The 26987-nt window shown below is 40.7% G+C and carries 22 protein-coding genes; 5 read left to right on the top strand and 17 right to left on the bottom strand.

Going from position 1 to position 26987, the window contains the following annotated elements; all coding sequences use genetic code 11:
* Positions 1-113 precede the first annotated feature (113 nt).
* The 6 genes from pgi to uvrC all read right to left on the bottom strand — a co-directional run bounded on the left by pgi (position 114) and on the right by uvrC (position 9184).
* Positions 114-1751, bottom strand: a complete 1638-nt coding sequence (pgi, locus tag BFP75_RS06145; RefSeq protein WP_099544313.1) for a glucose-6-phosphate isomerase — start codon at positions 1749-1751, stop codon at positions 114-116.
* The gene (locus BFP75_RS06140) at positions 1738-3024 is read right to left on the bottom strand and encodes a M23 family metallopeptidase (protein ID WP_099544311.1); all 1287 of its coding nucleotides are present in this window, start codon (positions 3022-3024) and stop codon (positions 1738-1740) included. Before BFP75_RS06140 ends, pgi begins: the two co-directional genes overlap by 14 nt.
* 4 nt (positions 3025-3028) lie before the next feature.
* Positions 3029-3997 (bottom strand): tryptophan 2,3-dioxygenase family protein, encoded by a 969-nt coding sequence (locus BFP75_RS06135; RefSeq protein WP_099544309.1) that lies wholly within the window; start codon positions 3995-3997, stop codon positions 3029-3031.
* Positions 3998-4003: 6 nt separating this feature from the next.
* Positions 4004-4783 carry a DUF3108 domain-containing protein gene (locus BFP75_RS06130; RefSeq protein WP_099544335.1) on the bottom strand — a complete coding sequence of 260 codons (780 nt, stop codon included), beginning with the start codon at positions 4781-4783 and terminating at the stop codon, positions 4004-4006.
* A 329-nt stretch (positions 4784-5112) separates the two neighbouring features.
* Complete coding sequence (locus BFP75_RS06125) at positions 5113-7413, bottom strand: patatin-like phospholipase family protein (protein WP_410504073.1); 2301 nt, start codon at positions 7411-7413, stop codon at positions 5113-5115.
* The gene (gene uvrC, locus BFP75_RS06120; protein WP_099544307.1) at positions 7397-9184 is read right to left on the bottom strand and encodes an excinuclease ABC subunit UvrC; all 1788 of its coding nucleotides are present in this window, start codon (positions 9182-9184) and stop codon (positions 7397-7399) included. Before uvrC ends, BFP75_RS06125 begins: the two co-directional genes overlap by 17 nt.
* Positions 9185-9691: 507 nt before the next feature.
* On the opposite strand from uvrC, the gene BFP75_RS06115 reads away from it, so the two are divergent.
* The gene (locus BFP75_RS06115; RefSeq protein WP_099544306.1) at positions 9692-10258 is read left to right on the top strand and encodes a 5-formyltetrahydrofolate cyclo-ligase; all 567 of its coding nucleotides are present in this window, start codon (positions 9692-9694) and stop codon (positions 10256-10258) included.
* Here the strand turns inward: BFP75_RS06115 and BFP75_RS06110 are convergent.
* Genes BFP75_RS06110 through ileS form a run of 4 tightly spaced genes read right to left on the bottom strand, consistent with a single transcriptional unit; the run spans position 10237 to position 15389 of the window.
* Positions 10237-10917, bottom strand: coding sequence for a lipoprotein signal peptidase (locus BFP75_RS06110; RefSeq protein WP_099544305.1), 681 nt, complete (start codon positions 10915-10917; stop codon positions 10237-10239). The two genes, BFP75_RS06115 and BFP75_RS06110, sit on opposite strands and share 22 nt — an antisense overlap.
* Positions 10918-10947: 30 nt before the next feature.
* Positions 10948-11565 carry a hypothetical protein gene (locus BFP75_RS06105; protein ID WP_099544303.1) on the bottom strand — a complete coding sequence of 206 codons (618 nt, stop codon included), beginning with the start codon at positions 11563-11565 and terminating at the stop codon, positions 10948-10950.
* 37 nt (positions 11566-11602) lie between these two features.
* Entirely contained in the window at positions 11603-11986 is a 384-nt protein-coding gene (locus BFP75_RS06100; RefSeq protein ID WP_099544332.1) for a TraR/DksA family transcriptional regulator, read from the bottom strand.
* 4 nt (positions 11987-11990) lie between these two features.
* Positions 11991-15389, bottom strand: a complete 3399-nt coding sequence (ileS, locus tag BFP75_RS06095; protein WP_099544301.1) for an isoleucine--tRNA ligase — start codon at positions 15387-15389, stop codon at positions 11991-11993.
* A gap of 181 nt (positions 15390-15570) precedes the next feature.
* On the opposite strand from ileS, the gene BFP75_RS06085 reads away from it, so the two are divergent.
* Positions 15571-15924, top strand: a complete 354-nt coding sequence (locus BFP75_RS06085; RefSeq protein WP_099544298.1) for a hypothetical protein — start codon at positions 15571-15573, stop codon at positions 15922-15924.
* 76 nt (positions 15925-16000) lie between these two features.
* Here the strand turns inward: BFP75_RS06085 and BFP75_RS06080 are convergent, their stop codons facing one another.
* From BFP75_RS06080 to BFP75_RS06055, 6 genes are all read right to left on the bottom strand, one after another.
* On the bottom strand, positions 16001-18412 hold the full coding sequence (locus BFP75_RS06080; protein ID WP_099544296.1) for a TonB-dependent receptor: 2412 nt from the start codon (positions 18410-18412) through the stop codon (positions 16001-16003).
* A gap of 1 nt (position 18413) precedes the next feature.
* Positions 18414-19133, bottom strand: coding sequence for a DNA repair protein RecO (gene recO, locus BFP75_RS06075; protein WP_099544294.1), 720 nt, complete (start codon positions 19131-19133; stop codon positions 18414-18416).
* A 27-nt stretch (positions 19134-19160) separates the two neighbouring features.
* Entirely contained in the window at positions 19161-20117 is a 957-nt protein-coding gene (locus tag BFP75_RS06070; protein ID WP_099544292.1) for a hypothetical protein, read from the bottom strand.
* Entirely contained in the window at positions 20118-21560 is a 1443-nt protein-coding gene (locus BFP75_RS06065; RefSeq protein WP_099544290.1) for an MBOAT family O-acyltransferase, read from the bottom strand.
* 119 nt (positions 21561-21679) lie between these two features.
* On the bottom strand, positions 21680-23023 hold the full coding sequence (gene gdhA, locus BFP75_RS06060) for an NADP-specific glutamate dehydrogenase (RefSeq protein WP_099544288.1): 1344 nt from the start codon (positions 23021-23023) through the stop codon (positions 21680-21682).
* A gap of 182 nt (positions 23024-23205) precedes the next feature.
* Positions 23206-24345, bottom strand: coding sequence for a cystathionine gamma-synthase (locus tag BFP75_RS06055; protein ID WP_099544330.1), 1140 nt, complete (start codon positions 24343-24345; stop codon positions 23206-23208).
* A gap of 99 nt (positions 24346-24444) precedes the next feature.
* Between BFP75_RS06055 and BFP75_RS06050 the strand changes: the two genes are divergently transcribed.
* Positions 24445-25185, top strand: coding sequence for a DUF3298 and DUF4163 domain-containing protein (locus BFP75_RS06050; RefSeq protein WP_099544286.1), 741 nt, complete (start codon positions 24445-24447; stop codon positions 25183-25185).
* Between the two features lie 5 nt (positions 25186-25190).
* Here BFP75_RS06050 and BFP75_RS06045 read toward each other — a convergent pair whose 3' ends face one another.
* Positions 25191-25649: a DinB family protein gene (locus BFP75_RS06045; protein ID WP_099544285.1), complete on the bottom strand. Its 459-nt coding sequence runs from the start codon at positions 25647-25649 to the stop codon at positions 25191-25193.
* A gap of 79 nt (positions 25650-25728) precedes the next feature.
* Between BFP75_RS06045 and BFP75_RS06040 the strand changes: the two genes are divergently transcribed.
* Positions 25729-26085: an arsenate reductase family protein gene (locus BFP75_RS06040; RefSeq protein ID WP_099544283.1), complete on the top strand. Its 357-nt coding sequence runs from the start codon at positions 25729-25731 to the stop codon at positions 26083-26085.
* Complete coding sequence (locus BFP75_RS06035) at positions 26082-26984, top strand: DMT family transporter (RefSeq protein ID WP_099544281.1); 903 nt, start codon at positions 26082-26084, stop codon at positions 26982-26984. The genes BFP75_RS06040 and BFP75_RS06035 overlap by 4 nt, the downstream gene beginning before the upstream one ends.
* Positions 26985-26987 lie beyond the last annotated feature (3 nt).

Raw genomic sequence — 26987 nt, 5'->3', positions numbered from 1 at the left:
TCAACGTTAAGGGAACGTTAAATCACCGTGTTAAATTTACTACAATAAATAAGAAAAAAATACTGATTATGAAGAAGTTATAAACTTATATTTCAAAATAAGAATAGTGCAGATCAACTCTTAAAATATTGCAATAGTCGTAATGTAGAACTGTCATGTGGCGCAATTTTATCACCCTCTATATCCTTTAAAATAGTCCCCGCCAACTGCTTCCCCAATTCAACGCCCCATTGATCATAACTAAAGATGTTCCAAATAATGCCCTGAACAAAAATCTTATGCTCGTAAAGGGCGATTAATGCCCCCAAGCTTTTGGGTGTCAAGATATCTATCATGATGGTATTTGTAGGCTTGTTGCCTTCAAAAACCTTGAAGGGAGCCAATTGTTCGATCTCTTTTTCAGGGGCGCCCTTTTCTTGCAATTCTGCAATCGCTTCTTTAAGGGTTTTTCCGTTCATCAAAGCTTCCGTTTGGGCAAAGAAATTTGCCATCAGCTTATTATGATGGTCGGTATCCCCATGCAAGGATTTTTTAAAGCCGATAAAATCTACAGGTATAAGTTTGGTTCCCTGGTGTATCAACTGGAAAAAAGCATGTTGTGAGTTGGTGCCCGGCTCTCCCCATATAATGGTTCCCGTTTCATAGTTGACCCGTTTCCCATTTCTACCAACACTCTTACCGTTGCTTTCCATGATTCCCTGTTGCAAATAGGCTGAAAATCGGCTTAAATACTGGGTATACGGAATGATAGCTTCTGTTTCGGCGTGATGGAAATTATTATACCAAATGCTCAAGAGTGCCATCAAAACCGGGAGGTTCTCCTTAAACTCAGTTTCCTTGAAATGGACATCCATTTCATGGGCTCCCTGTAACATGGAATCAAAGTTTTCATATCCAACAGCAAGGGCTATGGAAAGACCCACCGCACTCCACAATGAAAATCTTCCCCCTACCCAATCCCACATAGGGAAAACATTGGTGTCTGAAATGCCAAACTCGGCAATTTTCTCCGTATTCGTGGAAACCGCAGCAAAGTGTTTAGCAATATCGTTTTGTGTAGCATGTTGCAAGAACCATTTTTTAATAGTGGTGGCATTGCTCAGGGTTTCCTGTGTAGTGAACGTTTTGGAAACCACAACGAACAAAGTGGTCTCGGGATCCAAGGTTTTCAATACTTCGTGAACATGATCACCGTCCACATTGCTGACAAAATGAAGGTTCAGATGGTTTTTATAGAATTTTAAGGCTTCGGTAACCATGGCTGGGCCCAAATCCGAACCTCCAATACCAACATTTACAACGTCTGTAAAATTCTTTCCTGTATACCCCTTACTTTCACCTTTAATAATAGACTCCGAAAAAGCCTTGATTTGTTTTCTTACTTCATATACTTCAGGAACAACGTTTACGCCACCTACAAAAATTTCATCGGTTTCCTTGGCTCTCAAAGCCGTATGCAATACGGCCCTACCTTCGGTTTGGTTAATATCATCACCGTTAAAATACTTTGTCAAGCCCCCCTTCAAATCAACCTCATTGGCCAAATCCAAAAGCAACTGTACGGTTTCCGTGGTAATCCTGTTTTTGGAATAATCCAAAAGAAAATCGTTCCAAATTATACTGAATTGCCGAGCCCGATTTTCATCCTTATCGAACAGCTCTTTTATATGGAGGTTTTTTGTGGTGTTATAATGATCCTTTAGTTTGTTCCAAGCATTGGTGGTAGTTGGGTCAATGTTATTTAGTGCCATCTAGTTCATTAAGTGTTAACAAATCATCTTCTTCAATCCTCTCTGGGTAGACTATACAGTCCAATTGTTCCTTTATAGGTTCTATATATGCGAAGTAATACGGTCTCAAAGCCTCGGCAAGTGGTTCCGCCAGTGGTAGTTCCTCTTGTAAGGGGTCTACTTGTCTGTCATTCTTCCAAAAGCGATAACATACATGGGGACCTCCTGTATTTCCGGTCATTCCAACCCATCCTATGACATCGCCCTGACGCACAAACTGCCCCTTCTTAACATTTTGGTTTTTCATGTGAAGGTACTGAGTGGAGTAAGTTTCGTTATGCCTGATCTTTACATATTTCCCATTACCGCCCCTTCTGGTCGATTCTGTTACCGTACCGTCTGCTGTGGCAAGTATTGGGGTTCCAATAGGTGCGGCAAAATCCGTACCTTTATGCGGTCTTACTTTATAGCCATAGTAGCGAATTCTTCGTTTTAAGTTATATCTAGATGATAATCTACCAAATTCTACAGGCATCTTAAGAAAGGCCCGTCTAAGGTTATTTGCCTCATGATCATAATAGTCCACTTGATTTTTTAAAGAGTCACCTTCAAAGGAAAATGCATAAAGGGGCACTCCATTATGCTCAAAAAATGCAGCAACTAAGGGTTCTGTACCCGCATAAACGGTATCATTGATATATTTTTCCTTAAAGATAATCTTAAACTTATCGTCTTTTTGAAGTCTTGAAAAGTCTATTGTCCAAGCAAAAACATTGGCGAGATTGTGCGTAACACTGTAATCTATTCCTTGATTCAAAATGGCCTCTGACAAATTGGTCTCTATGATTCCGGAAACTTCCCTTTCTACATACTTTACCCTCTTTTTACCCTTATATACTTGTACACTGTCCCGAAAGTCCACTACGGTGTAATCAATGGGATTATTTTGGTATATGAAGACTTGAGCCTGCTCTGTAGTATCCTTGGTTTTTAATATCAGATAAGGTTTTCCCACCCTAATTCTTCTAACATCAAAGGTATCCCGAAATTTTTCTGAGATTGTTGCTATCTTAGGGTATTCCACCTTATTTTTTAACATCAACTCGCCGAAACTATCGCCATATTTGATAGTATCCTGATGCACGCTAAAGTCCTCGAAATTAAATCCAAAACGGGTAATTATAGGGTCTTCAATTGGGCTTATCTTTATTGCTTCATGATCTACTGTCACCTTTTCTTCTTGACATGCCCCTAACAAAACCAACGTAAATATTATGCCCCAATATTTTCGCATGAGTCTAAGTATTTATTTTATTGGGGTTGTATATATGGTCCACCCATTGTTTGCCCCATTCGTTTAATTCCTCTTTCGTATATATCTCTGGAAAGAACACTATTTTTTGAAAACTTGGAGGTAGATAATCCTTCCAATTTGTACCACCGGTAGCGTTCAAATCACCCGAATCCTTTCCCAAATACCGGTGGGCGGAACCCATATGCATCAACGGCCAATTTACATTCGCGTTCAAATCCATTGTCTTTAACGCTTCAAGCAATTCCTTATTTTTCCTGCCCGCTTCTGGCAAAGCTACGTATTTATGGTATATGGTACCGTTTAATAATTGCTTGGCCGTACGCACCAATCGAGGAGTGTATCTGTATTCAAACTGTTTTAAGGTGAGGGTTTTTTCTCCCGTTGTAACGTCCGTAGCGCCCTTTTTCCAATAAATATTTTCATAAAGTTCCTCTACGGTATTGTTCGAAGAAAACTGTTCCCGTTGGGATTCGTGAACCAAATTTTCAAGCGGTGTGGCATAAATCTCGATCGTTCTATATTGTACCGACTGAAATCCGCTTGCGGGCAAAAGGGCCATTCTATATTGAAGAAACTGTTCCCGCTCCATACCCTTAATCATGATACTAAAGGAAGAAATAAGTGCCGTGTAATAACTGTTTATTCGCCGAAGCCTTTCTACAAAAAAATCAAGGTTCTGGGATTTGTCGTCCACCAATTGTTTTTGCTCGTGCAAAATGAGTTTAAAATACAACTCGGTTATCTGATGGTACATGATGAAGATTTCCTCGTCCGGGAAATGTGTTCTTGGTACTTGTAAGCTTAAAAGGGTATCTAGGTGAATATAATCCCAATAGGTCAAATATCTTTGATATAATAACCCATCCAAGTAAGAGCTAAGATCTTGGCCGGAATCCCTATACTTCTCCTCAAGTTTTAAAATTTGAGATTTGACCCGCTCCTTGTCCTCCATTCTAAATTAATCCATTAATATCTTGAATTGATGCTTTAGACCATTATAACCATCCAAATCTGCCTTAATGGCACCAACCGCTAAATCTGCTTTAATCCTGATAGGAATACGATTATCGTCATTGGAAACCCAAAGAGATAAGCTCTCCTGCTCCTTAAAGACCCTGCCGGATTGCACAAAGGGCCTAAACTTCAGACATTCCACCTTTCCATACTTGGTGTTGACTATCTCATTCCCTAGGTATTTTAATTTAAAATTGAAAACACCATCATCATCATACAACATTTTCAAGTCAATGGCCTCACCAACAACTAAGTCTTCGGGATTATAATTGTTCCTTAAATAGTAAAAGGCGGAAATTAAATCCTGTATACTGTCCTGAAGGTCAAAATTAAACTTTTTATTGTTTTTTTTATCATTAAGTACGGCTTTGTCATTGGTATGATCAAAGTTGATTTCCACATCCTTGGTATACCCCCCTTCATTTATCTTTCTAATGAATCTGTAGGGCTTGCCATCTCTCTTGTCAAAGTAACTTTCATAGGTATCGTCCACCTTAAAAAAAATACTTGCAAATCCGGTAGTCTCGCCATGGCCTACAACATGATAGACCGGAATGGAATCGATGGTGGCATTTTTTACATGAAGGGTAGCATAACTGGCGTTCAGGAAACCATAATGCATTCTGAACTTGAGCCATTCCCCAGATTTAAAGGCAGATTGCCGTGCTTGTGAGGATAGAATGTTCGTACCCATTAAAAGTAGTATGACCAACACCTTTTTCATATGATTAATTTTATGTAAAAATACTATTCCCTTTTTCATGAAAAACGTCCTTACAATAACTTAAACAAAATTTATTCCAAAGTATTGCACAAAAAAAGCCCAGTCGTATAACTGGGCTTTTCCTAAATAACCAACCAAACTTTAAATTATGAAAAACCAATACTTAAAGTTGTAAGGGAACCACCCCTTACGTCGGTAAAATTAAAACATACTATTCTACTAGGGTAGGTTTTAACTTACTTTAACTTTCAACTTAACAGTAATTCACATTTGAGGTTCAGATTTATGAATCCCTTAAGAAAATTGCCCCAAATACCGCGCTTTATTAATCAAAACCAATAGCCAATACTGAAAAAAAAGTTTGAACTATTTGCCTCTGGGGACCAAGAATAGAGTACCTGTATTGGCCCAATAAATGATTCCCACCCATATCCAATTCCATACCCGGAAAAATCCGGGGCGGTAAACCATTCGCCCGTTCTAAATAAATCATCCTCCACATTGGCGTAATTGGCCGCCAAAAGCAAATGATTTTTGGGGTAGAATTCAAAGTCGAGCCTTCCATAAGCCTTTACAAAACTATTACCGGGGAGACTTAAAAAATCATATCCAAAAAATGGGGTGAAATTATTGATCAGGTCCGTCCCAAATCCTCCCAAAACAAAATCAAAGGTAGTCACGCCTGAGGTTCCCAATTTAAAGCCACCTTCGGTCTCAATGTTCATTGAAAGATTTTTAAGTATTGGGAAAGCGGCACCTATTTTTGCCTTGGAAATCGAAAAATCCTTAAAATTCTGATTAAAGTCCGATGAAAGAATATAATAATGCATATCCCCATCAAAATACAATCCCCTAGTTGGAAAGTACCTATCGTCATAGGTGTCCAACTTTAAATTTCCAAATACGCTAACAAAGCTCCCATTTTCGAAATAGAACCGATCATCCGAAGCGGTATTAGTAAGATTTTCCTCTACCCCGGAAAAAGGTTCAATGGTTCGTGTGCTGTATTTCAAATATTTATATTCAGCTCCCAGCGTAAAGGCAAACTCTTCCCTGAGAACCGTTTGAATGTACAATTGATTGGTAAGATCAGAAACATCAAGGTTCAAGCTGTTTAGGTTCGTTCCAAAGGGTACATCAAAATTTTGACGTATCAAAGCAAAGTTTATGTCCTGCGTAAAGGCACTGAATCGTGAGTTCAATCCAAAACTCCAATAGGATCCCTTGTCCACATAATATTGAAAATTGTATCTGACATTGTCCCCAAGAATAAGGTCAAAAGAGGTTACATCATCCTGTAGGGCCAAATTTCTTTTTGTGAAATTAATTATCGCGGCACTTTTATAAAGGTCGTCATAGTGCGCGCCCAACCTAATGAACAAGGTATTGGGCGTTTCGTTCAATCGCAATATCAAATCCTCCCCGGCACCATTAGAGACCAATTTATACCTATTTGTGGTAAAATTACCGGTAGCTGTCAAATTGCTAATTCCCTGCTGCAATTTTTTAAACGTAATTGGTTCTGCCAAATTAAACCGAAGCTTTCCCTTTACATACCCCCTTGTATGTTGGTTGTTACCATTAATGATCAATCTATTGATCGTTATGGAGTCGTTGAGGCCCTTATAGTCTATTGGGTATCTAACCACGGCCCCTTTGCTTGAAATCTCTTTAAGATCACCCAGTTTTTCCTTTGCCGCTGTTACCCCTTTTTCAATAATCTCGTCAGCCTTGTCAAATTCTATTACTGAAAAGGCTTCAATATCCGGTTTTATATAAATATCCGTTTTTTTGGACTTTCCCACCATGTCCCTTACGGTCCTGTAATTATTGATTTGTGATAATATTTCCGTTGCGGACAAAAGAGCGTCCCTCTTGGAAAGATCGTGCTGTACGTCAATACCTATAATTACATCCGCACCCATATTTCTCACTTTATCAATTGGATAATTATTGACTACTCCACCATCGATCAAGACCCTGCCGTCAATACTGGAGGGTTCAAACAGGAATGGTAAGGTACCGCTGGCTATGATGGCCTGGGGCAAGTATCCTGAATCCAGGACAACTTCCTCGCCTGTTTCAATATCCGTGGCAATACAGACGAAAGGAATCGGAAGCTGGGAAAAATCATTTACGTCCTTTACATGGTACAATAACCTGACAAGTTCGTTGTAAATGTTCTGCCCTCCAGAAAATGCGGTGGGTACACTGACCTTAAAATTGTCAAAAGGCAATGTCAATGCATAGCGTTCGGAATCTTCTTTCTCATAAAAGGTCTTGGCGTTCCTGGGTAGATTATCCTGGATCAAAGCGACGAAATCCGTCGCCCTAAAAATAGAATCCAATTGATCCGCCGTATATCCTGCGGCATACAATGCGCCCACAATGGCACCCATACTGGTTCCGCCCACATAATCAATTTCTACGCCCGCTTCCTCTATTACCCTTAAGGCCCCAATATGCGCCAATCCTTTGGCACCACCCCCACTGAGCACGAGTCCAACTTTCTGTTTTTTTGATTGAAGGTTTTGACCTAGGCAGTTTAAAGTAAACAGAAACATTAGGAGCCATACAGCACCCTTGTTTATCCATCGTGCCGATATTTCTGATTCAATGAAACGCACCATATATTTTTTTTGCTTTGGAAGCACCCACTACTTCGGTTAAATGTTCCAAGGAAGCTTCCTTGATCCGCTTAACGGATTTGAATTTTTTCAACAAATCCCGTGCTGTTTTTTCACCTACCCCTTCAATATTTTCCAATTCTGAATTGATAGCACTCTTGCTCCTTTTATTTCTATGAAAAGTTATACCAAATCTGTGAGCTTCGTTTCTTAATTGTTGGATAATCTTCAAACTTTCAGATTTTTTATCCAGGTAAAGCGGAATGGAATCCCCAGGAAAATATATTTCCTCAAGCCGCTTCGCAATACCTACAATCGCTATTTTTCCCCGAAGCCCCAAAGCATCCAAACTTTTCAGTGCCGAGGAGAGCTGACCCTTGCCCCCATCAATTATTATCAATTGGGGTAAGGGTTCCTCCTCCTCCAAAAGCCTTTTATACCTTCTGAACACAACTTCCTCCATTGAAGCAAAATCGTCCGGTCCAGTTACGGTCTTTATATTAAAATGCCTGTAGTCTTTCTTACTTGGTTTGCCATCCTTAAAGACGACACAGGCCGCCACAGGATTGGTGCCTTGTATATTACTGTTATCGAAACATTCTATATGCCTGGGCTCTTCGGACAATTTCAAATCTTTCTTCATTTGGGCCATGATCCTATTGGTATGTCGATCAGGGTCAATGATCTTTATTTGATTAAACCGTTCCTGTCTGAAAAATTTGGCGTTACGCTCAGAAAGTTCCAGCAACCGTTTTTTGTCACCAAGCTTTGGTACGGTTATTTTTAAGGTTGCATCCAATGCAACATCAAAAGGAAGATAAAGTTCCTTGGACTGCGAATTGAATCGCTGCCTAATTTCCACGATGGCCAATTGAAGCAAGTCTTCATCGGGTTCATCCAATTTCTTTTTGATCTCCATGGTATGGGACCTGATAATAGATCCGTGGGACAATTGAAGAAAATTCACATAGGCCAGGGCAGTATCGGAAATTATTGTAAATACATCCACATCGCTAATTTTTGGGTTAACGATAGTAGACTTTACTTGGTAATTTTCCAGAACATCGATCTTATCCTTTATACGCTGGGCCTCCTCATAACGCATCTCCTCTGCCAAGGATTTCATTTGACCCTTGAAATATTGAAGAGAGGACTTAAAATTCCCTTTTATGATTTCCTTTATATCGGCAATTTGCCTGTTATATTCCTCGGAACTCTGAAGACCTTCACATGGTCCTTTACAATTACCCAAATGGTATTCCAAACAGACCTTATACTTGCCTGCCTTAATTTTCTCTTCGGACAGATCATACGTACAGGTCCTGAGCGGGTACACACTTTTTATGAGGTCCAAAAGCGTTCTAACGGTCTTCATACTGGTATATGGCCCATAATATTCAGAACCGTCCTTAATGACACGTCTTGTGGGAAACAATCTTGGGAACCGCTCATTCTTTAGGCACAACCACGGATAGGACTTATCATCCTTGAGCAAAACATTATAGCGTGGTTTGTATTCCTTGATCAGATTGTTTTCCAGCAAAAGTGCGTCTGACTCCGTAGGCACAACTATGTGTTTGATGCCCCTTATTTTTTTTACAAGTACCCTTGTCTTCCCGTATTCATGATTTTTGTTAAAATAGGACGAAACCCGCTTTTTGAGATTTTTCGCCTTCCCAACGTATAAAATTTTATCGTCCTTGTCGTAAAACTGATACACGCCCGGTCCATTGGGCAGTGCGGTTAATTGGACGTCAATAGGAATTTGGGACATACTACTTTTGAACTAATTCTTAAATCGATGGATTTGAATTTACATGCTTTTCTTGAAACAGCTAAAAATTTATAGGCATTTTAACTACAAAAAAAAAGAATTACGATATAGAGGGTGGTGGCTAAACAATAGTTGGAATTGTTCAAAAAATTAACGGTAGTTTGTCATATTGGAATATGAAAGGATTGATTATATATGGTTTTATTTAAAATGTTGATTATTAGTGAATTATATTATTTTAGATGAAATTTATATTCTCTTATCTGTTAATTTTCCTATAAAAATATGCTTTTTAACGATAAAAATGCGCTTTTCAAGGAGATTTAATAATTTTTTTACTTACATTTAAACTGAAACAGAACCTCAAATACTTTTTGTTTACTATATGGAAAGCTACATTATAACACTCGGAACCTACCTCATCTTAATGTTATTTTTTAAAGTTTTCTTTGCTGTGGCAGGAAAAGATTAAATAGTGCCCAAGGTACTTCAAATCATTTTTCAATTATGTTGAAGAAAGATTTGCGTTTAAAATATTCAGTCCTTAGAGAACAGCTCTCCGTAAGTCAGATTGCAGCAAAAAGTCTTGACATCTCCAACAAGGCATTGGAACTCCCTATTTGGTCAAAAGATTATTACCATCTTTTTCTTCCTATAACTTCAAAACATGAGGTGGATACCATCAATTTATTGTCCATATTACAGGGAAAGGATAAATATATCGTCGTCCCAAAAGTACAGCAGAACGTATTAGAGCACTTCTTACTCACAGATAACACCAAATTCAAAAACAATTCTTGGGGCGTTCCGGAACCGGTGGACGGCATAAAGGTTGAACCAAATAAAATGGATGTGGTATTCATTCCCTTATTGGCTTTTGATATACATGGACACAGGGTGGGCTATGGCAAAGGTTTTTATGATAACTTCTTGGCAAGCTGTAAACCAGATGTTTTAAAAGTGGGGCTCAGTTTTTTTGAAGCGGAACCTTTAATAAGCGATGCCTTTCCCGGAGATGTTCCTTTGGATTACTGTGTAACTCCCCAAAAAAATTATTCTTTTATGGCCCCTTGAGGATTTTCGGTTTTTTCTGAACTTTCAACTACCGTCTCTTCCTCCTCGTTCTTTCCAAATGCCCTTTTATTAAAAACCAATAAAATTCCAACCCCGGTACTTATGGCCGTATCCGCAATGTTAAAGACGGGCTCGAAAAAACGAAAATTACTACCACCAAAAAAGGGCATCCATTCCGGCCAGGTCGTATCCACTAAAGGAAAATAGAGCATATCGACAACTTTACCGTAAAAGACCTTTCCATAAGGTTCGTCGGACAACAAGGTGGCTACGTGATTGTAGCTGTCATCGAAAATGAGACCGTAAAAAACAGAATCCAATATATTTCCCAAGGCCCCTGCGAATATCAAGGAAACCGCAACTATCAATGTTTTTGAGGATTTTTTCTTAATTACATCGAACAACCAATAGCCGATCCCAAAAATGGCAAACAACCTGAAAATGGTGAGGACCAGCTTACCCGTAGCATCGGAAATAGGGAGCACATCGCTTAGTTTGGCTCCCCACGCCGCGCCTTCGTTCTCAATAAAAAGGATTTTGAACCAACTGAAGACATCAACAGATTCACCCAATACGAAGTTTGTCTTAATGTATATTTTGCTCCATTGGTCTATGAGGAGGATCAATACTATTAATAAAATGGATTTTTTTAGGTTCATGAGCTTTTCAACGGCGCAAAAATAGAAATATTATTCGGTTTTGTTCAGTATGATATTTCCGGTAACCGAATTTAACTTATAACGGTTGAAGCCATTAGGGATAGTGTCCTTTTGATATTGGCCATATTTTGTTTCCGCCGATATGGTTGCCCTATTGGCATATACCACTATATTGCCACTTTGGGTCCTTACATTCACTTCTTCCGAGATATTATGTAGTTCACAATTTCCATCGGAAAGGGTAATATCCAAATTTGAATAATTCCCAAAAGCGATAATTCTGGCGCTATTACCGTACACTTGTACATTTTTATAGGATGGTACCCTTATCTTCAATGCAATGGAAACCACCTTGTGGGCACTTAACTTGTCATTGGGGTTTACAAAACTTGGTTGGAATCCTGCCCCAAGTACCAAAGTATTTCCTGTTTCGGAAAAATTCATTTGTAGGTCCTCACTATATTCCCCGTCCATTTGGGCATCTACCTCGATTTCCTCGTTATCGCCAGTTTCCAAAATGACCTCGTAACAGTTTTCCGCGTTGACCTGTATCAACTTTACGGATTCGCCCAACAAAACTTTGTGCACCTTCTTTTGAGCGGCAACCTGTGCTACTATCAAGAGAAGAACTAAGGGAAATAATTTCAAAACGGACCATTAAAAAACGCCCCGGAAGGCGTTTCGATTATTTTTGCATATTCTTGGCTTCTATACTCAAGGTGGCATGTGGCACCAATTTTAAACGCTCCTTATTTATGAGTTTGCCGGTGATTCGGCAAATACCGTAGGTTTTGTTCTCTATCCTTAGAAGGGCATTTTTCAAATCCCTGATAAACTTTTCCTGGCGAATGGCCAATTGGGTATTCGCCTCCTTGCTCATAGTCTCGGAACCTTCCTCAAAGGCCTTAAACGTAGGGGACGTATCGTCCGTTCCATTATTTCCATCGTTCATATAAGAGCTTTTAAGAAGCTCCAAATGACTTTTTGCTTTTTCTATTTTTTCCTCTATCAATTCCTTGAACTCCGCCAAATCCTTGTCCGAGTATCTAACTTTTAAATCTTCTGCCATCTCGTTAATGTTTTGCAATAAACAATTTAGTGTTCACTTCATCGAAGGCAATTTCAGTGCCATTCTCTAAATATTCCTCAAAATTCAATTCTGCTGTCAAAGTTTCCGCCTTTATATAACTAAGATTACTGGTTACGGCCTGCTCTACAAGACCGTCCTTCTGCATCTTAATGTCAATTTTGTCAGTCACTTCAAAACCAGATTCCTTTCTTAAATTCTGGATCCTGTTGACCAGTTCCCTCGCGATACCTTCCTTCTTTAGGTCCTCATTGATGGTAATATCCAATGCGACCGTTGTTTTGCCGGATGAGGCCACCAACCAGCCCTCAATATCCTGGGAACTTATCTCTACATCCTGAAACTGTAAAATAATGTTTTTATTTTCTATTTGAAGGGTTAATTCGCCTTCTTGTTCAATTTTTTGGATATCTTTCTGATTTAGAGCATTTATCGCGTTTGCGATTTGCTTCATTTCTTTACCGAACCTTGGTCCCAAGGTCTTGAAATTTGGCTTGATGCGCTTTACCAAAACCCCAGAGGCATCGTCCAAAAGTTCTATTTCCTTAACATTTACCTCCGACTTTATTAAGTCCGATACTGCCAAAATATCCATTCTGTCCTGTTCGTCCAAAATTGGAATCATAATTTTTTGAAGTGGCTGTCTAACCTTTATCTTTTCCTTTTGCCTGATAGACAGGACTAGGGACGAAATGGTTTGTGCCTTTTGCATCTTTTGTTCCAAGGCCACGTCTATCAAATTTTTGTCCGATGTTGGAAAATCTGCCAAGTGTATGCTTTCAAAAGGCTCCAATTTCGTTGTCGCGATCAGGTCCATATAAAGTCTGTCCATAAAGAACGGGGCCACTGGCGCTGAAAGTTTGGCCACCGTTACCAAGCAAGTATAGAGTGTTTGGTACGCTGCGATCTTATCCTTTTGGTAGTCCCCTTTCCAAAACCTCCTCCTACAAAGGCGAACATACCAATTGCTGAGGTTTTCCTGCACAAAATCGGAAATTGCCCGTGTGGCCTTTGTAGGTTCATAATCTGCATAGGCCCCGTCGACCAAGGTTATCAACGAATTAAGTTCGGACAGAATCCATCGGTCTATTTCAGGCCTATCCTCCACAGGTATATTTTCCTCGGAAAAGCAAAAGGCATCAATATTGGCATACAGGGCAAAAAATGAATACGTATTGTAAAGTGTCCCGAAGAATTTTCGCTTGACTTCAACAATACCCTCCGAGTCAAATTTAAGGTTGTCCCATGGGTTGGCATTGCTAATCATATACCATCGCGTAGCATCCGCACCATGCTCCTTCATCGTATCAAATGGATCTACAGCATTGCCCAATCTTTTGGACATTTTTTTACCTTCCTTGTCCAGTACGAGTCCGTTGGAAACCACATTTTTATAGGCTACGGAATCGAACACCATGGTAGCGATGGCATGAAGGGTATAGAACCAACCCCGTGTCTGATCTACACCTTCCGCAATAAAATCTGCCGGAAATGTCTTTCCCGCATCGATCAATTCTTTGTTTTCAAAGGGATAGTGCCATTGCGCATAGGGCATTGAACCACTATCGAACCAAACATCGATCAGGTCACTTTCCCTTTTCATGGGTTTCCCCAATGGCGAAACCAAGGTGATCTGATCCACAATATTTTTGTGCAGGTCTATCTTTTCATAGTTTTCTTCGGACATATCCCCTACCACAAAGTCCTCAAAAATATCCTTCTCCAAAACGCCAGCTTCCATGGCCTTTTGCATTTCCAACTTCAATTGAGAAACAGAGCCGATTATCAGTTCCTCCTTACCATCACTGGTTCTCCAGATGGGCAAAGGAATGCCCCAATACCGCGACCTGGATAAGTTCCAATCGTTTGCGTTCGCCAACCAGTTCCCAAACCTTCCTTCGCCAGTTGCCTTGGGTTTCCAATTGATGGACTGGTTCAACTCGAACATCCTGTCCTTAATATCCGTAACCTTTATAAACCAGGAATCCAAAGGGTAATACAAAATAGGCTTATCGGTACGCCAGCAATTGGGATAGCTGTGAACGTACTTTTCAACCTTGAAAGCCTTGTTTTCCTCTTTAAGTTTTATGGCAATCTCCACATCAACGGAACGCTCCGGGGCTTCCCCCTCCTCATAATACTCGTTCTTTACATATTTTCCGCCAAGTTCCTTTAACTCCGGTCTAAACCTCCCCTGCAAATCTACGAGCGGGACAAGGTTCGCATTTTCGTCCAATACCAACATGGGAGGTATTTCCGGAACGGCCTGTTTTGCCACAAAGGCATCATCAGCGCCAAAGGTTGGGGCCGTGTGTACTATACCCGTACCATCCTCCGTAGTAACAAAATCCCCACTAATGACCCTAAACGCATTTTCAGCATTTTCATAAGGAAGTACATAATCCAAAAGCTGTTCGTATCGAATCCCTACAAGGTCAATTCCCTTAAATTCCTTTACCTGATAGAACGGAATTTTTTTGTCCTCCTTCGCATAGGGGATTAAATCCGATTTTTCCGAAACCTCAAAATATTTTCCTGCAAATTGCTTACCTACCAAGTTTTTGGCAAGTATGACATTCATTGGTTCAAATGTATACTGATTATAGGTCTCTACCAGTACATAATCGATCTTGGGACCAACGGTCAAAGCCGTATTGGAGGGAAGTGTCCACGGTGTTGTTGTCCATGCCAAGAAATAAATGGTTCCCTCATTTTTAAGGAAGTCTGGCAAGGTTTCCTCCACAGCCTTAAATTGGGCCGTTACGGTGGTATCCGTAACATCTTGATAGGTGCCTGGCTGGTTCAGTTCGTGAGAACTTAATCCAGTACCCGCTTTTGGAGAATACGGCTGTATGGTGTACCCCTTATATATAAGTCCTTTTTCATAAATCTGTTTCAACAACCACCAAACAGATTCCATGTATTTGGACTTGTAGGTAATGTAAGGGTCATCCATGTCCACCCAATACCCAACTTGCTCGGTCATGGCGTTCCAAACATCCGTGTAGCGCATTACCGCATTCTTACAGGCTGCATTATATTCCTCTACGGAAATTTTCACACCAATATCTTCTTTCGTAATACCCAGTTCCTTCTCCACGCCCAATTCGATCGGAAGTCCGTGCGTATCCCAACCGGCCTTTCTTTTTACCTGAAAGCCCTTCATTGTTTTATAGCGAGGGAAAATATCCTTGATAGTCCGCGCCATTACATGGTGGATACCCGGCATTCCATTCGCTGATGGGGGCCCTTCAAAAAAGACATAGCTTTCCTTACCCTCCCTGGAAGAAATACTCTTTTCAAAAATCTTGGCGGTCTTCCAGTAATTTAAAACTTCTTCTGCAACTTTAGGCAAGTCTAATCCCTTATATTCTGCGAACTTCATACGAAATGCTTATGGTTCTGGGTTTTAAGCCCGCAAAATTAATTAATTTAGTTGGAACTGTGGCCCTACCCCGCCATGAAATGGCTCAAATAGAAAATTCCCCAAAAGAGAATACAAGTCCCTTGATCCAAAAAGGGTATTCCCTCGTATATACGGGTACAAACACTAAAAAATTAACACCATGAAAAAATTAGTAGTAAGCACCGTATTGGTTTTGGCTTTGAGCACTTCTTTTATTTCCTGTAGGGAAACGGCAGAAAAGGCGAAAGACGCAGCCACCCAAGCCGAAGAATCTTTGGAGCAAACCGGAAACGACCTAAAAGAGGTTGGCGAAGACGCCATGGATAAAGCCAAGGAAGCTGGAGAAAGCATGAAAGAGGCAGGAGAAAAAGCCATTGACTCTGCCAAGGAAGCAGGAGAGGATGCTTTGGATTCCGCAAAAGAGGCCGGCGAAGAGGCTATGGACAAAGCGAAAAAAATTGGTGAGGACGTAAAGGACGCCACCAAGGAAGCAGCAGATAAAATTTCACAGTAAAAAAACCTGCACTTTCTTAAAATAGGAAGCACACGAATTCTAAACAAAAAAGGCCCGGTTGACGGGTCTTTTTATATTAAAAATTATACCCTATACCCAATATCAAGTTACTTCCCGGTGCCACAATTCCGGAAGAATAGGTCCTATATCTCTGATTGGTTATGTTTTCCAAACTTAGCGTTGCGTTGAGGTTGTTCGCAATGGCGTATTGGGAGCGAAAGTTTAGGGTATACCAAGATGGTGAAAAAGGATCTCCATTTTCATCCTTGGCGTAGATGTAATCCTTGGATTGTTCAGATATCGCCAATTGATCATTGGCTACCTCACCATTATAATTCAGGAAAAAATCAGTGGATATTTTCTCCTTCTTCCACTTTACATGGAAATCACCAAAAGTAGGTGGCGCATGTCTTGCCGGTGAGTCCGTACCGTCCTCTTCCTCCTCAATCCCCTCGGTAATGGTAAGATTGGACGAAAGCGACCATTGATCTGACAAATATGCGTCCAATCCAAACTCAAAACCATACACATAGGCCTTTGCGGCATTCTGTATGGCCTGAACATTGCTCAATTCACCTCCGTACTCAATTTGGCTTAAGCCATTGAAGGTAAAGTCCCTTCGGACCAAGGCATCTACCAAATAGGTATAGAAGGAAGCTCCTTTCAATACAAGTTTATCCTTAAAATTCTTTTGAACTCCCAACTCTACATTGTACGCGTATTCAGATTCCAGGTCTGGGTTGGGCACTACCACGGAACCCGGTTCCGAATCGAATATTTTCCCTATATCATCTACATTGGGAGCCCTGAATCCGGTGGAGCCGTTAAAGGTTATCTGAACACTTTGTTTTGGAAACCAACTAAAACCCAAACTGCCAGTTAACGCCCCGGTACTTAAGTTGGCATCTTCAAAAGGAAACTCATAAAAAGTACGATCGAAGAACGCATCTATCCAAACATGGCTATACCGTAAACCGGACATTAAAATGAAATTAGGCTTGGCCTTGTATTCGCCATTTAGATAGCCTGCCAAACTTTTCCAAGTGGCACCGTCTGGATATCTGGACGCTGCAGATGCCATTTCCCCGGTGATAATATTGGTGTCCATACCTGTTGAACCAACCTTGTTAAAAATAAACTCCCCGCCGTAATACAGTTTAAAATTCCCAATTTTCTTGTTTTCAAAATCCACGTTCAGGTTTAACGCATCCACCTTTTCGCGCGTGGTATTTAATACGGTACCTTGAAAATCCCTGTTATTCCTACTTTCCTCAAAAAATTGGTAGGCTGCGGTGAGTTTGAGTCCATCGTACAATTTTCCGTTACCTTTCTTTTTTAACTGCATATTGCCCATGAACCATTTTTGTGGACCATAATACCATTCTGCCGACCTTAATCCTTGACCATCGCGTGAAGGTCTTATAAGCCTGTCATAACGGGAATAATCCGATGTTTCCGAGTAATGGATTCCCAAGTTCAAATCCCAGTTTACATGGGGTCTGTAAAGGAATTTCTGCATAAAGTTGCTTTGGTCATATCCCGTAAGGACCTGGTTTCTTGGGTTTTCGTTTGTCACCAGGATATCTTCCCCATTTAGGGTTTTAACGAAAGAGTTCCTCAAATAGGAATCCGGTCCATGCTTCCCCATTGTTAAATCCTGAAAGCTATTATAAGAAAAACTGGTCAGGGACGCCCATTTCTCCTTGCCGATGTTTACATTGGCGTGAACCGTATTTTCTGTATTTGCCGAGGAGAATCTATAATTGGCGTTCCCTGAGATTTCAGCAGTTTCCTTTTGGCTCAACGTAGGCTGTTTGGTGTAGAAGTTCATCACACCGCCTATGGCATCACTTCCATAAATAACCGATCCAGGACCAAAAATGATCTCGGTATTCCTGATGTTAAAGGGGTCAATGGATATGACATTCTGTAAATTTCCGCCTCTGAATATTGCATTGTTCATACGAACCCCGTCCACGGAAAGCACCAGCCTATTGGTGGCAAACCCCCTTATCATAGGGCTCCCTCCTCCCAACTGACTTTTTTGGACAAAGACCTTGCCACTGCTCTGCAAAAGATCCGCTGAAGTCTGTGGCGTATTCATCGCAATGGTCTGGGCATCTATGGAAACGATTTTGTTGGGAACCTCCTTCTTTTGTTGTTCCCACTTGGAGACGGACATGACCACCTCGTCCAGTCGCTCAGGTTTCATTAGTAAGAATACCTTGTACCCATTTTTGGCTATCTGAAGACGCGTTAGCTTCTTTATTTCGTAACTCAGATGCCTTAAAATCAATCGCTCCTCGTTTAAAAAAGGGGTGAAATTAAAATTTCCGTTGAAATCGGTCACACTTATTTTGGTCTTATCCGGGTTAAACACGGCCACATTTGGGATGGGCTCATGGGTATCATCATCCAGGACAATCACTTGTTGGGACCACCCTATACAACCATATAAAATAAAAAGTAAGGGTAAAAATCTGTTCATACTAACTAAACACCTCATTTAGGACTGCCAATGATTTTGGTCTTCTAAAACCTTGCAAATGCAATTCGTAATACAAAACCAAGGATTGAAGGAGTTCCTGCCTGTTTTTTTTTCTCATTTTTATCGTACTTATCGCATCAAAATTTATGCCTAAAAAGGATTTGAAATACGAAATATTTTCACCGTGAAGCATGGGATTTAAGGACGTGGTGGAGATAAACTCACCTTCCAACAAATCAAAATACGGGGCATCCACCTTTTCCAAATCTGGGTAAAACCCTAGGTACTTGGTCAATAGTAGCAAAAAGTAGAGATGGAAATTGGATATTTCCGTATGGATATCCATCCACTGCAAGGATGCCTCCAGAAACCGGAACAATTCCTTGTTACTTTCTTCCTCGTGGATACTATTGGCGAGCATTTCCGCCAGAAACAGGGCCATGGCATTTTTTACCATATTGTTATGGACGTTCTGATAATGGTAGTGGATTTTTGCTTCCTTTATACTTTCCAAGGAGCCTTTATTTCTATGGTTGGCGACTATTTCTAGTTGGGAAAGCGGATGGAACAACGCTTTTTTTACCTTTCCTTTTTTTGAAGCCAAAATGCCCCTTAACAAATAAGATTTAAGACCATCTGATTCCGTATAAATACGCACGATCAAACTGGTGTCCCCATATTTAATGGAAGTCAAAACAATGGCCTTGGTGGTTACCTGCATTAAAAAAGGTTTTTACAAAGATATCCTTTACTGCCTTATGGCTCTGTTCATCCATTGCTGGGCGTATTCACTTAAAATTACATCCCCAATATTTTTGGTGTAGTGGTGCTTATCCAACCAGTAACAAGGGCTTACACCCAATAGCTTTGCACCGTATGGCCTAAAGAGTTCAAAACCATTATTTTCAAGTACATCCAAGAGATAGCCAAATTGTATCCTCCTTTCCGTGGAACTGATATAATTATCATAGGAATTGGGGTGTACCAGAAAGGTTAGCTTGATACCTCTTTGTTCACACAATAGTTTGATTTTCTTAAGAATTTCAATTTGTGAAGAAAAATCCAGCGGACGAGTGGGTGCTGCATCGGGAATATCTAGGATCTCCAAATTCTCATGAAGCTTACAATCCGTTTCATAAGCATTATTTGCGTAGTAATTGCCATCGGTATATATATCGTGTTCAATATGTTTTTTGTCCAAATCGGTCCCCATAATTTTCTTGATGGAAATGGGCAAGAACAGGAACTCCCATTGGATTTTATCTTCCTGTAGGTTCACGAACTTTCGAGAGGCGTCGTTCTCATGGGCGCTCGCCCGCTCGTAGATAACCCCTTCGTCCATAGCTAAAATAATGTTATCCACTTGCACATCGTTCTCAAGAAAAAGCAACAGGCTTTTATAGAATTCTTCTGGAGTACCTAATGAATAGGTCATATTGTACCATGTGGATGCCGCAGTGTTCAATTGGTTTACATGCAGTACGCCTCCTTTGGAATTGGAAAACAGAAAACTGTTGAACCTATTTGGGTTTTGCAGTACATGATTGGTTTTTAAACTGTGTTCATTGGGCCGTATACCCTTGAATTCCCTTCTGTTTCCAAAAATTCCATAAGGGTCAATCGTGTAATTATACACGCTTGTAGCAGAAAAATATGCTAGCACCGTCAAACCAAAAATTGCCGTCTTTTTGAGAAATGCTTTCATCTAAAATTGAAAATAAATGAATTGACTTGAACTGGTATTCAAACTAATTAGGTATACCACTATTATCAGAACCGCTACTTCCGCAATACCCAACACTTTTTTGTTGATATTCTTTAAAAAAGTAAAATTGAGACGTTCATCCTTTCTAAAGATCCAATCCAAAAAGAGCAGGGAACCTACACTGTACAGACCATTTTTATAGATCGGTGGAAAATCCAGTTTGGTGAACATAAAATTCAGGTATTCCAAAGCGGATGCCAATGATTCGCTTCGGAAAAACACCCATGCCAAAACAACCAATAAAAAGGTAAGCAGTATTTCACCGAATTCCCTTAAGGTGGGAAACCAGGAGTTTTCCGCAACAATGGCATCGGTATATTTTCTATTTCGCCCCATAATATAACTGGGAACGAACAACAGTGCGTGTACCGCCCCCCAAACTACAAAGGTCCAATTGGCCCCGTGCCACAGTCCACTGATCAAAAATATTACAAATACATTATTAAGAGATTTCCATTTGCCCATGCGTGAACCCCCAAGCGGGATATAAAGATAATCCCTAAACCATGTGGACAGGGAAATATGCCATCTCCGCCAAAATTCACCCACATTTCTTGAAAAGTAGGGAAACTTGAAATTGGACATTAATTCTATACCGAACAATTTGGAAACCCCAATGGCGATATCAGAATATCCACTGAAATCACAATAGATCTGAATGGCAAAATAGACGGCTCCCAACCAGAGGACTCCACCACCAAAGTCATGGTAGTTGCCAAAGATATCGTCTACCTTAAGGGCCAAAACATCGGCAATTACAACCTTTTTCACCAAGCCCCATAAAATAAGCCGTAATCCCTGCATCCCCTTTTCATAGGAAAAGTTCCTTCTTCCCAATATTTGTGGCAGCAGATTGGAAGCACGCTCTATGGGCCCCGCTACCAACTGGGGAAAGAAGGAAACGAAGGCCGCAAAGGAAATAAAGTCTTTGGTTGGCACCAGTTTCTTTCGATATACATCAATGGTATAGGACATGGTTTGAAAGGTATAAAAGGAAATCCCTACGGGAAGTATGATGTTCAACGACCATGTATTCTGTGTGAGATATCCTAGATTATCCAATACCTGGATCCATGAATCCACAAAGAAATTGAAGTATTTAAAGAATGCCAACAGACCAATATTAAAGGCCAGACTTATTCCCAATAATACTTTTCTTTGGGATGCTTTAACGGTTCCGTGAATTTGTAGGCCTACTACATAGTCCACTAGTGTGGATATGAAAATAAGGGACAGAAACCTATAGTCCCACCATCCATAGAAGCTATAGGACGCTAATAACAGTAAGATATTCTGATGCTTGGTTTTGGTGTTGAAAACGAACCAATAGAGCCCGAAGACAACAATCAGAAAAACCAAAAACTCAAAAGAATTGAATAGCAAGCCCTTGTTTTAGGGCATAAAAATAGGATAAAATATGATGCTACTATCCAAACTGATCTTTTACCTAACAAAAAGGCCCATCCTTAAAAAGGATGGGCCTTACAATAAAATATATTCCTTTAAATGACCCCTTGGGCCAACATGGCATCCGCCACTTTTACGAAACCGGCGATGTTGGCACCTTTTACGTAGTTACAATAGCCATTTTCCTCCATACCGTACTCGATACAGGAATCGTGGATATCTGACATGATACCTTTTAAGCGTTCATCGACCTCCTCTCGGGTCCAACTTATGCGCAAGGAGTTTTGAGACATCTCAAGCCCTGAGGTTGCAACGCCACCTGCATTGGAAGCCTTTCCGGGGGCAAAAAGGATTTTTGCGTTGTGAAAGGCATGTACGGCATCTGCGGTACATGGCATATTGGCCCCTTCGGCAACACAGATACATCCGTTGTCCAATAGTTTCTTGGCATCCTTTTCATTCAACTCGTTCTGGGTGGCGCATGGCAAGGCAATATCGCATTTCACGTCCCATGGAGTCTTACCATCTCTATATTCTGCGTTGGGATATTCCTTAACATATTCAGAAATACGTGCACGCTTATTGTTTTTTAGGTCCATAACGAATTTCAGCTTTTCTGTATCGATACCATCGGCATCATAGATATAGCCACCGGAATCTGAAAGCGTGACGACCTTACCACCTAGTTGGATTACTTTTTCAGCGGCATATTGTGCTACATTACCTGATCCAGAAATTACGACGGTTTTACCGTCAAGGTTCTCATTCTTGGTTTTCAACATATTTTCGGCAAAGTAAACGGTACCATATCCGGTAGCCTCTGGACGGATTTTGGAACCGCCCCAGGAAAGACCCTTACCGGTCAAAACCCCGGTAAACTCATTTCGGATTTTTTTGTACATCCCGAACAAGTACCCAATTTCCCGAGCACCAACACCTATATCGCCCGCGGGCACATCTGTATTGGGACCTATGTGCCTATTGAGTTCCAACATAAAGGCATGGCAGAAACGCATTACCTCATCGTCTGACTTCCCTTTGGGGTCAAAATCCGACCCTCCTTTACCACCTCCCATGGGAAGGGTGGTCAAACTATTTTTGAAAACTTGCTCAAAAGCCAAAAATTTAAGAATACTTGCGTTTACCGTTGGATGAAAGCGCAAACCGCCTTTGTAGGGTCCAATGGCAGAATTCATTTGTATGCGATATCCACGGTTTACATGGATTTCGCCCGCATCATCGACCCAAGCGACCCTAAAGGAAACCAGTCTCTCCGGTTCCACCATTCTTAAGAGGATATTCTTACCGTTATATATATCATTATCGGCAATATAAGGTATTACCGTATCCGCCACTTCTTGAACGGCTTGAATGAATTCTGGTTCATGTCCATTACGGGACTTCACCTCATCCATAAATGCATCTATTTTTGCTTTCATTGAGCTCATTAACGTCGATTTAAATTATTGAATTCAAAATATATCGGCAAAATTATGCTATTATTATAATTATATACCTAAATATTTCATAATACATTAAAAATTATGGTTTTAGCGACAAACATTTGATATCCCTGAAAAATAAATAGGGTTTCCTGTTAAACACTACATTAAATGAGCCATTATTCCATGGCTTGCGATAAATCCTCAATAAGGTCGTCAACATCTTCAATTCCCACACTCAAACGTATCAATGCATCTACAATACCGATCTTTTCCCGCTCTTCTCTTGGGATACTGGCATGGGTCATGCTCGCAGGGTGTCCGGCAAGACTTTCAACACCGCCCAGCGATTCCGCTAACGTAAACAGTTTTAAGCGCTCCACAATTTTAATGGCATCGCTATATTGGTTCCCCTTGGGCACAAAGGAAATCATTCCTCCAAATTGGGTCATCTGCTTCCCTGCAATTTCATGATTGGGATGGTCCTCAAACCCTGGCCAATAGACTTTTTCCACCTTGGGGTGCTTTCGTAGAAAATTTGCAATGGCTTTCCCGTTCTCACAATGCCTCTGCATACGCACGTGTAAAGTCTTGATTCCCCGTAGCACGAGAAAACTATCCATGGGACCGCTTACGGCACCGCTGGCATTTTGAATAAAATATAGTCTTTTGGCCAATTCTTTGTCCTTTACCACCAAAGCCCCTAAAATCACATCGCTGTGCCCTCCCAGATACTTAGTGGCGGAATGCATGACAATATGGGCGCCAAGGTCCAAAGGCTTTTGTAAATACGGCGTGGCAAAGGTGTTGTCCACCGCCAAAATAAGCTCGTTTCGTTCTGCCAATTGGGAAACTGCCTCAATGTCCACAATGTTCATCATGGGGTTGGTTGGTGTTTCCAACCAAATCAATCTTGTCCTTTCAGTGATGCGGTCCTTGATATTGGAAACATGCTCCGTTCCTACAAAGTGAAAAACGATACCATAGTTTTCAAAAACCCTTTTGAACAATCTATAGCTACCTCCATAAAGGTCACTTGTTGAAATTACCTCATCCCCAGGATTTAATAATTTTAACACCGCGTCTATTGCGGCCAGTCCACTGGCAAAGGCTAGGCCAAAATTTCCGTTTTCAATACTGGCCAAAGCGTTCTCCAGTGCCGTCCTAGTGGGGTTGGCGCTTCTGGAATATTCATATCCTTTGTGATTGCCGGGCGAACTTTGGGCAAACGTCGTTGTTTGATAAATAGGGGGCATCACAGCACCATAGGCCTTATCGGGTTCTTGACCTCCATGAATTACCTTACTGTTAAATCTCATTTTATTGGCAGCCATTCTTATAATTATTCCTACAAATGTATCGTTATCTTTTGGGGATTACAACGAAGCCTTACATTTGTCCAATCTTGACAAAAAACCATGAAATATACATTTTCAATTCTTCTATTAACACTTATTTTTATTGGATGCAGAGAAGATAAGAATCTGATCTTTGAGACTTCAGTTTTTGACAACGAGCTCTGTAGCAATTGTGCGACGGTTACAATTTCCGTACCCAAGGCCATGGGAAACAAGAAGTTGGACGAGGTAATCAATAATACTTTGAGGGAAGAGGTTATATTCATCCTAAAGTATGACGATGAAGTGAATGCCAACTCCATCGATTCCGCCATACAATCGTTCCAGAACGAATATACCAAATTAAGAGAGAAATTTCCGGAGGAATCCACCCTATGGGAAGCCTCGATAAACGGAGCGGTAACCTATGAAAATGACAGGATATTGACCATTCGACTGGACTATTATCTCTTTACGGGCGGTGCCCATGGATATGGCAGTACCCGCTTTTTGAACTTTGATAAAACAAAAGCCGCCGAACTTGGCAATGAAGAACTGTTTAAGGATATAGTGGATTTTCAAGGTTTTGCCGAAGCGAAATTTAGGGAACAAGAAAATATTCCTACGTCCCAAGCCATTAACAGTACGGGATTCATGTTCGAGGACGATGTATTTTACCTCCCCGAGAATATAGGTTTTACCAACGAAGGACTACAGTTATTCTACGAACAATATGAAGTAGCGTCCTATGCGGATGGCCCCATAATTTTGAACTTGCCCTTTGAGGAGATCCAACAATACCTTATACCACAAACTTTTTAGGAATCTTACTTCAAGAGTCTTTTTTGGGTCATGATGGTTGCCATATGCAACCCTTCGTGAAAAAGATTAAAATTGATGGCATCCCCAAGAGTTTCCAAATGAAAACCGGCACTAGTCGTATAGGGCTTATACTCCTTAAAGAGTCCTTCCTCCAAATCCTGTTTGGTCCATTCAATGGAGGAAATCAAAAAATCTGCGACCATCTTAATTTCCTCGTCCGTGGCAGTCCCATCTGGAGTGGTACCTTTCATGAATTTTTCAACCAGTTCTTCTGGAACCCTCATCTGAAGTGCACTGAACTTATACACCAATATTTGTTGGGTAACCACTACATGGGCAATATTCCACCAGATATTATTTCTAAAACCATCGGGTATTTTCAACAAATCCTTTTTGGGGGTTTGGGTCAATACTTGGTGCAAATGTCTCCTGTTTTGCAAGGTAAGGGCTAACTGACTATTCAAATCGATGCTATTTTAATGATACCTAAAAATAGTACAATTAAATAGATTTGGGTTTCTTTGTACCACAATTTGATATGTCATGAGCAAAAAAGTATACCACCTGAGCACATGTAATACCTGCCAAAGAATTCTAAAGGATCTTGAACCCTTGGACGGGTTTGTACTTCAGGACATAAAGTCCGAACCTATTACCAAAGATCAATTGGAAGAAATGTATTCCCTATCCCATAGTTACGAAGCACTGTTCAGTAAGAGGGCCATGCTCTTTAGGCAAAGGGGATTACATGAAAAAGAGCTTGGGGAAACGGATTATAAGAACCTGATTCTTGACCATTATACTTTTCTAAAAAGACCTGTTATCGTGGTGGACAATGAAATTTTCATTGGCAACAGTAAAAAGACCATAGAAACGGCCAAAGACGCCATTCATTCGTGAATAGAAGGACCCTTGCCATACTGGCCGCCCTAGGAGCCACGACTATATACGCCCTCAACCATACCATTGCCAAAGGCGTTATGCCACATTATGTGCAACCTTTTGGTTTCATAATGCTCAGGGTAACCGGTGCTGCAGTACTATTCTGGATTTTCTCCTTGTTTGGACCAAAGCAAAAAATAGCAAAACGGGATTGGGGCCGACTTTTTGTCTGTTCGTTTTTTGGTATGGTCATCAATATGCTGGCCTTTTTCAAGGGCCTTCAGTTGTCAACACCCATCAATAGTTCCGTTTTGGTAACCGTTACGCCCATTATCGTAGTAATACTGTCCGCCCTATTGATCAAAGAGAAAATAACATGGCAAAAAGCCATGGGGATTCTTATGGGTTTTGTGGGAGCCCTACTATTGATTTTGATGGGAGCGGAGGTACGTATGGATGCTCCCAATATTCCATTGGGAAATATCCTTTTAATTGTAAATGCCACTGCCTACGGTACATACCTCATTCTTGTTAAAAAACTAATTGAAAAATACCATCCACTTACCTTGATGAAATGGCTTTTCACCATTGGCGTCATAATAAATTTGCCTATAACCTTGAGTGAGGTGCAGGCCATACAATGGTCTATGATACCCCCACAAGCATACGCCTCCATTGCCTTTGTAATCATAGGCACTACGTTTCTCACCTATTTGTTCAACGTTTTCGCCTTAACCCAGTTAAAAGCTTCCTCAGTAAGTGCTTTTACATATCTTCAACCCCTTATTGGAATTCTTTTCGCCTTGGGAACGGGAAAGGATAGCTTGAGTATTATAAAAATAGTGGCCGCATTCCTAGTACTGGCAGGGGTGTACCTGGCAAATAGAAAACCAGTTAGGGCAAAGTTCTTGGATTAAAAA

It is taken from the genome of Maribacter sp. 4G9, from assembly GCF_002742265.1.
Classification (GTDB): domain Bacteria; phylum Bacteroidota; class Bacteroidia; order Flavobacteriales; family Flavobacteriaceae; genus Maribacter.
Note: the sequence above shows the minus strand (reverse complement) of the source record. Positions and strands in the feature narration are given on the sequence as shown.

Excerpts from the sequence above, each read along its gene's own strand:
- pgi (WP_099544313.1), bottom strand. The coding sequence starts at position 1,751 with ATGGCACTAAATAACATTGACCCAACTACCACCAATGCTTGGAACAAA.
- BFP75_RS06140 (WP_099544311.1), bottom strand. The coding sequence starts at position 3,024 with ATGCGAAAATATTGGGGCATAATATTTACGTTGGTTTTGTTAGGGGCA.
- BFP75_RS06135 (WP_099544309.1), bottom strand. The coding sequence starts at position 3,997 with ATGGAGGACAAGGAGCGGGTCAAATCTCAAATTTTAAAACTTGAGGAG.
- BFP75_RS06130 (WP_099544335.1), bottom strand. The coding sequence starts at position 4,783 with ATGAAAAAGGTGTTGGTCATACTACTTTTAATGGGTACGAACATTCTA.
- BFP75_RS06125 (WP_410504073.1), bottom strand. The coding sequence starts at position 7,413 with ATGGTGCGTTTCATTGAATCAGAAATATCGGCACGATGGATAAACAAG.
- uvrC (WP_099544307.1), bottom strand. The coding sequence starts at position 9,184 with ATGTCCCAAATTCCTATTGACGTCCAATTAACCGCACTGCCCAATGGA.
- BFP75_RS06115 (WP_099544306.1), top strand. The coding sequence starts at position 9,692 with ATGTTGAAGAAAGATTTGCGTTTAAAATATTCAGTCCTTAGAGAACAG.
- BFP75_RS06110 (WP_099544305.1), bottom strand. The coding sequence starts at position 10,917 with ATGAACCTAAAAAAATCCATTTTATTAATAGTATTGATCCTCCTCATA.
- BFP75_RS06100 (WP_099544332.1), bottom strand. The coding sequence starts at position 11,986 with ATGGCAGAAGATTTAAAAGTTAGATACTCGGACAAGGATTTGGCGGAG.
- ileS (WP_099544301.1), bottom strand. The coding sequence starts at position 15,389 with ATGAAGTTCGCAGAATATAAGGGATTAGACTTGCCTAAAGTTGCAGAA.
- BFP75_RS06085 (WP_099544298.1), top strand. The coding sequence starts at position 15,571 with ATGAAAAAATTAGTAGTAAGCACCGTATTGGTTTTGGCTTTGAGCACT.
- BFP75_RS06080 (WP_099544296.1), bottom strand. The coding sequence starts at position 18,412 with ATGAACAGATTTTTACCCTTACTTTTTATTTTATATGGTTGTATAGGG.
- recO (WP_099544294.1), bottom strand. The coding sequence starts at position 19,133 with ATGCAGGTAACCACCAAGGCCATTGTTTTGACTTCCATTAAATATGGG.
- BFP75_RS06070 (WP_099544292.1), bottom strand. The coding sequence starts at position 20,117 with ATGAAAGCATTTCTCAAAAAGACGGCAATTTTTGGTTTGACGGTGCTA.
- gdhA (WP_099544288.1), bottom strand. The coding sequence starts at position 23,023 with ATGAAAGCAAAAATAGATGCATTTATGGATGAGGTGAAGTCCCGTAAT.
- BFP75_RS06055 (WP_099544330.1), bottom strand. The coding sequence starts at position 24,345 with ATGAGATTTAACAGTAAGGTAATTCATGGAGGTCAAGAACCCGATAAG.
- BFP75_RS06050 (WP_099544286.1), top strand. The coding sequence starts at position 24,445 with ATGAAATATACATTTTCAATTCTTCTATTAACACTTATTTTTATTGGA.
- BFP75_RS06040 (WP_099544283.1), top strand. The coding sequence starts at position 25,729 with ATGAGCAAAAAAGTATACCACCTGAGCACATGTAATACCTGCCAAAGA.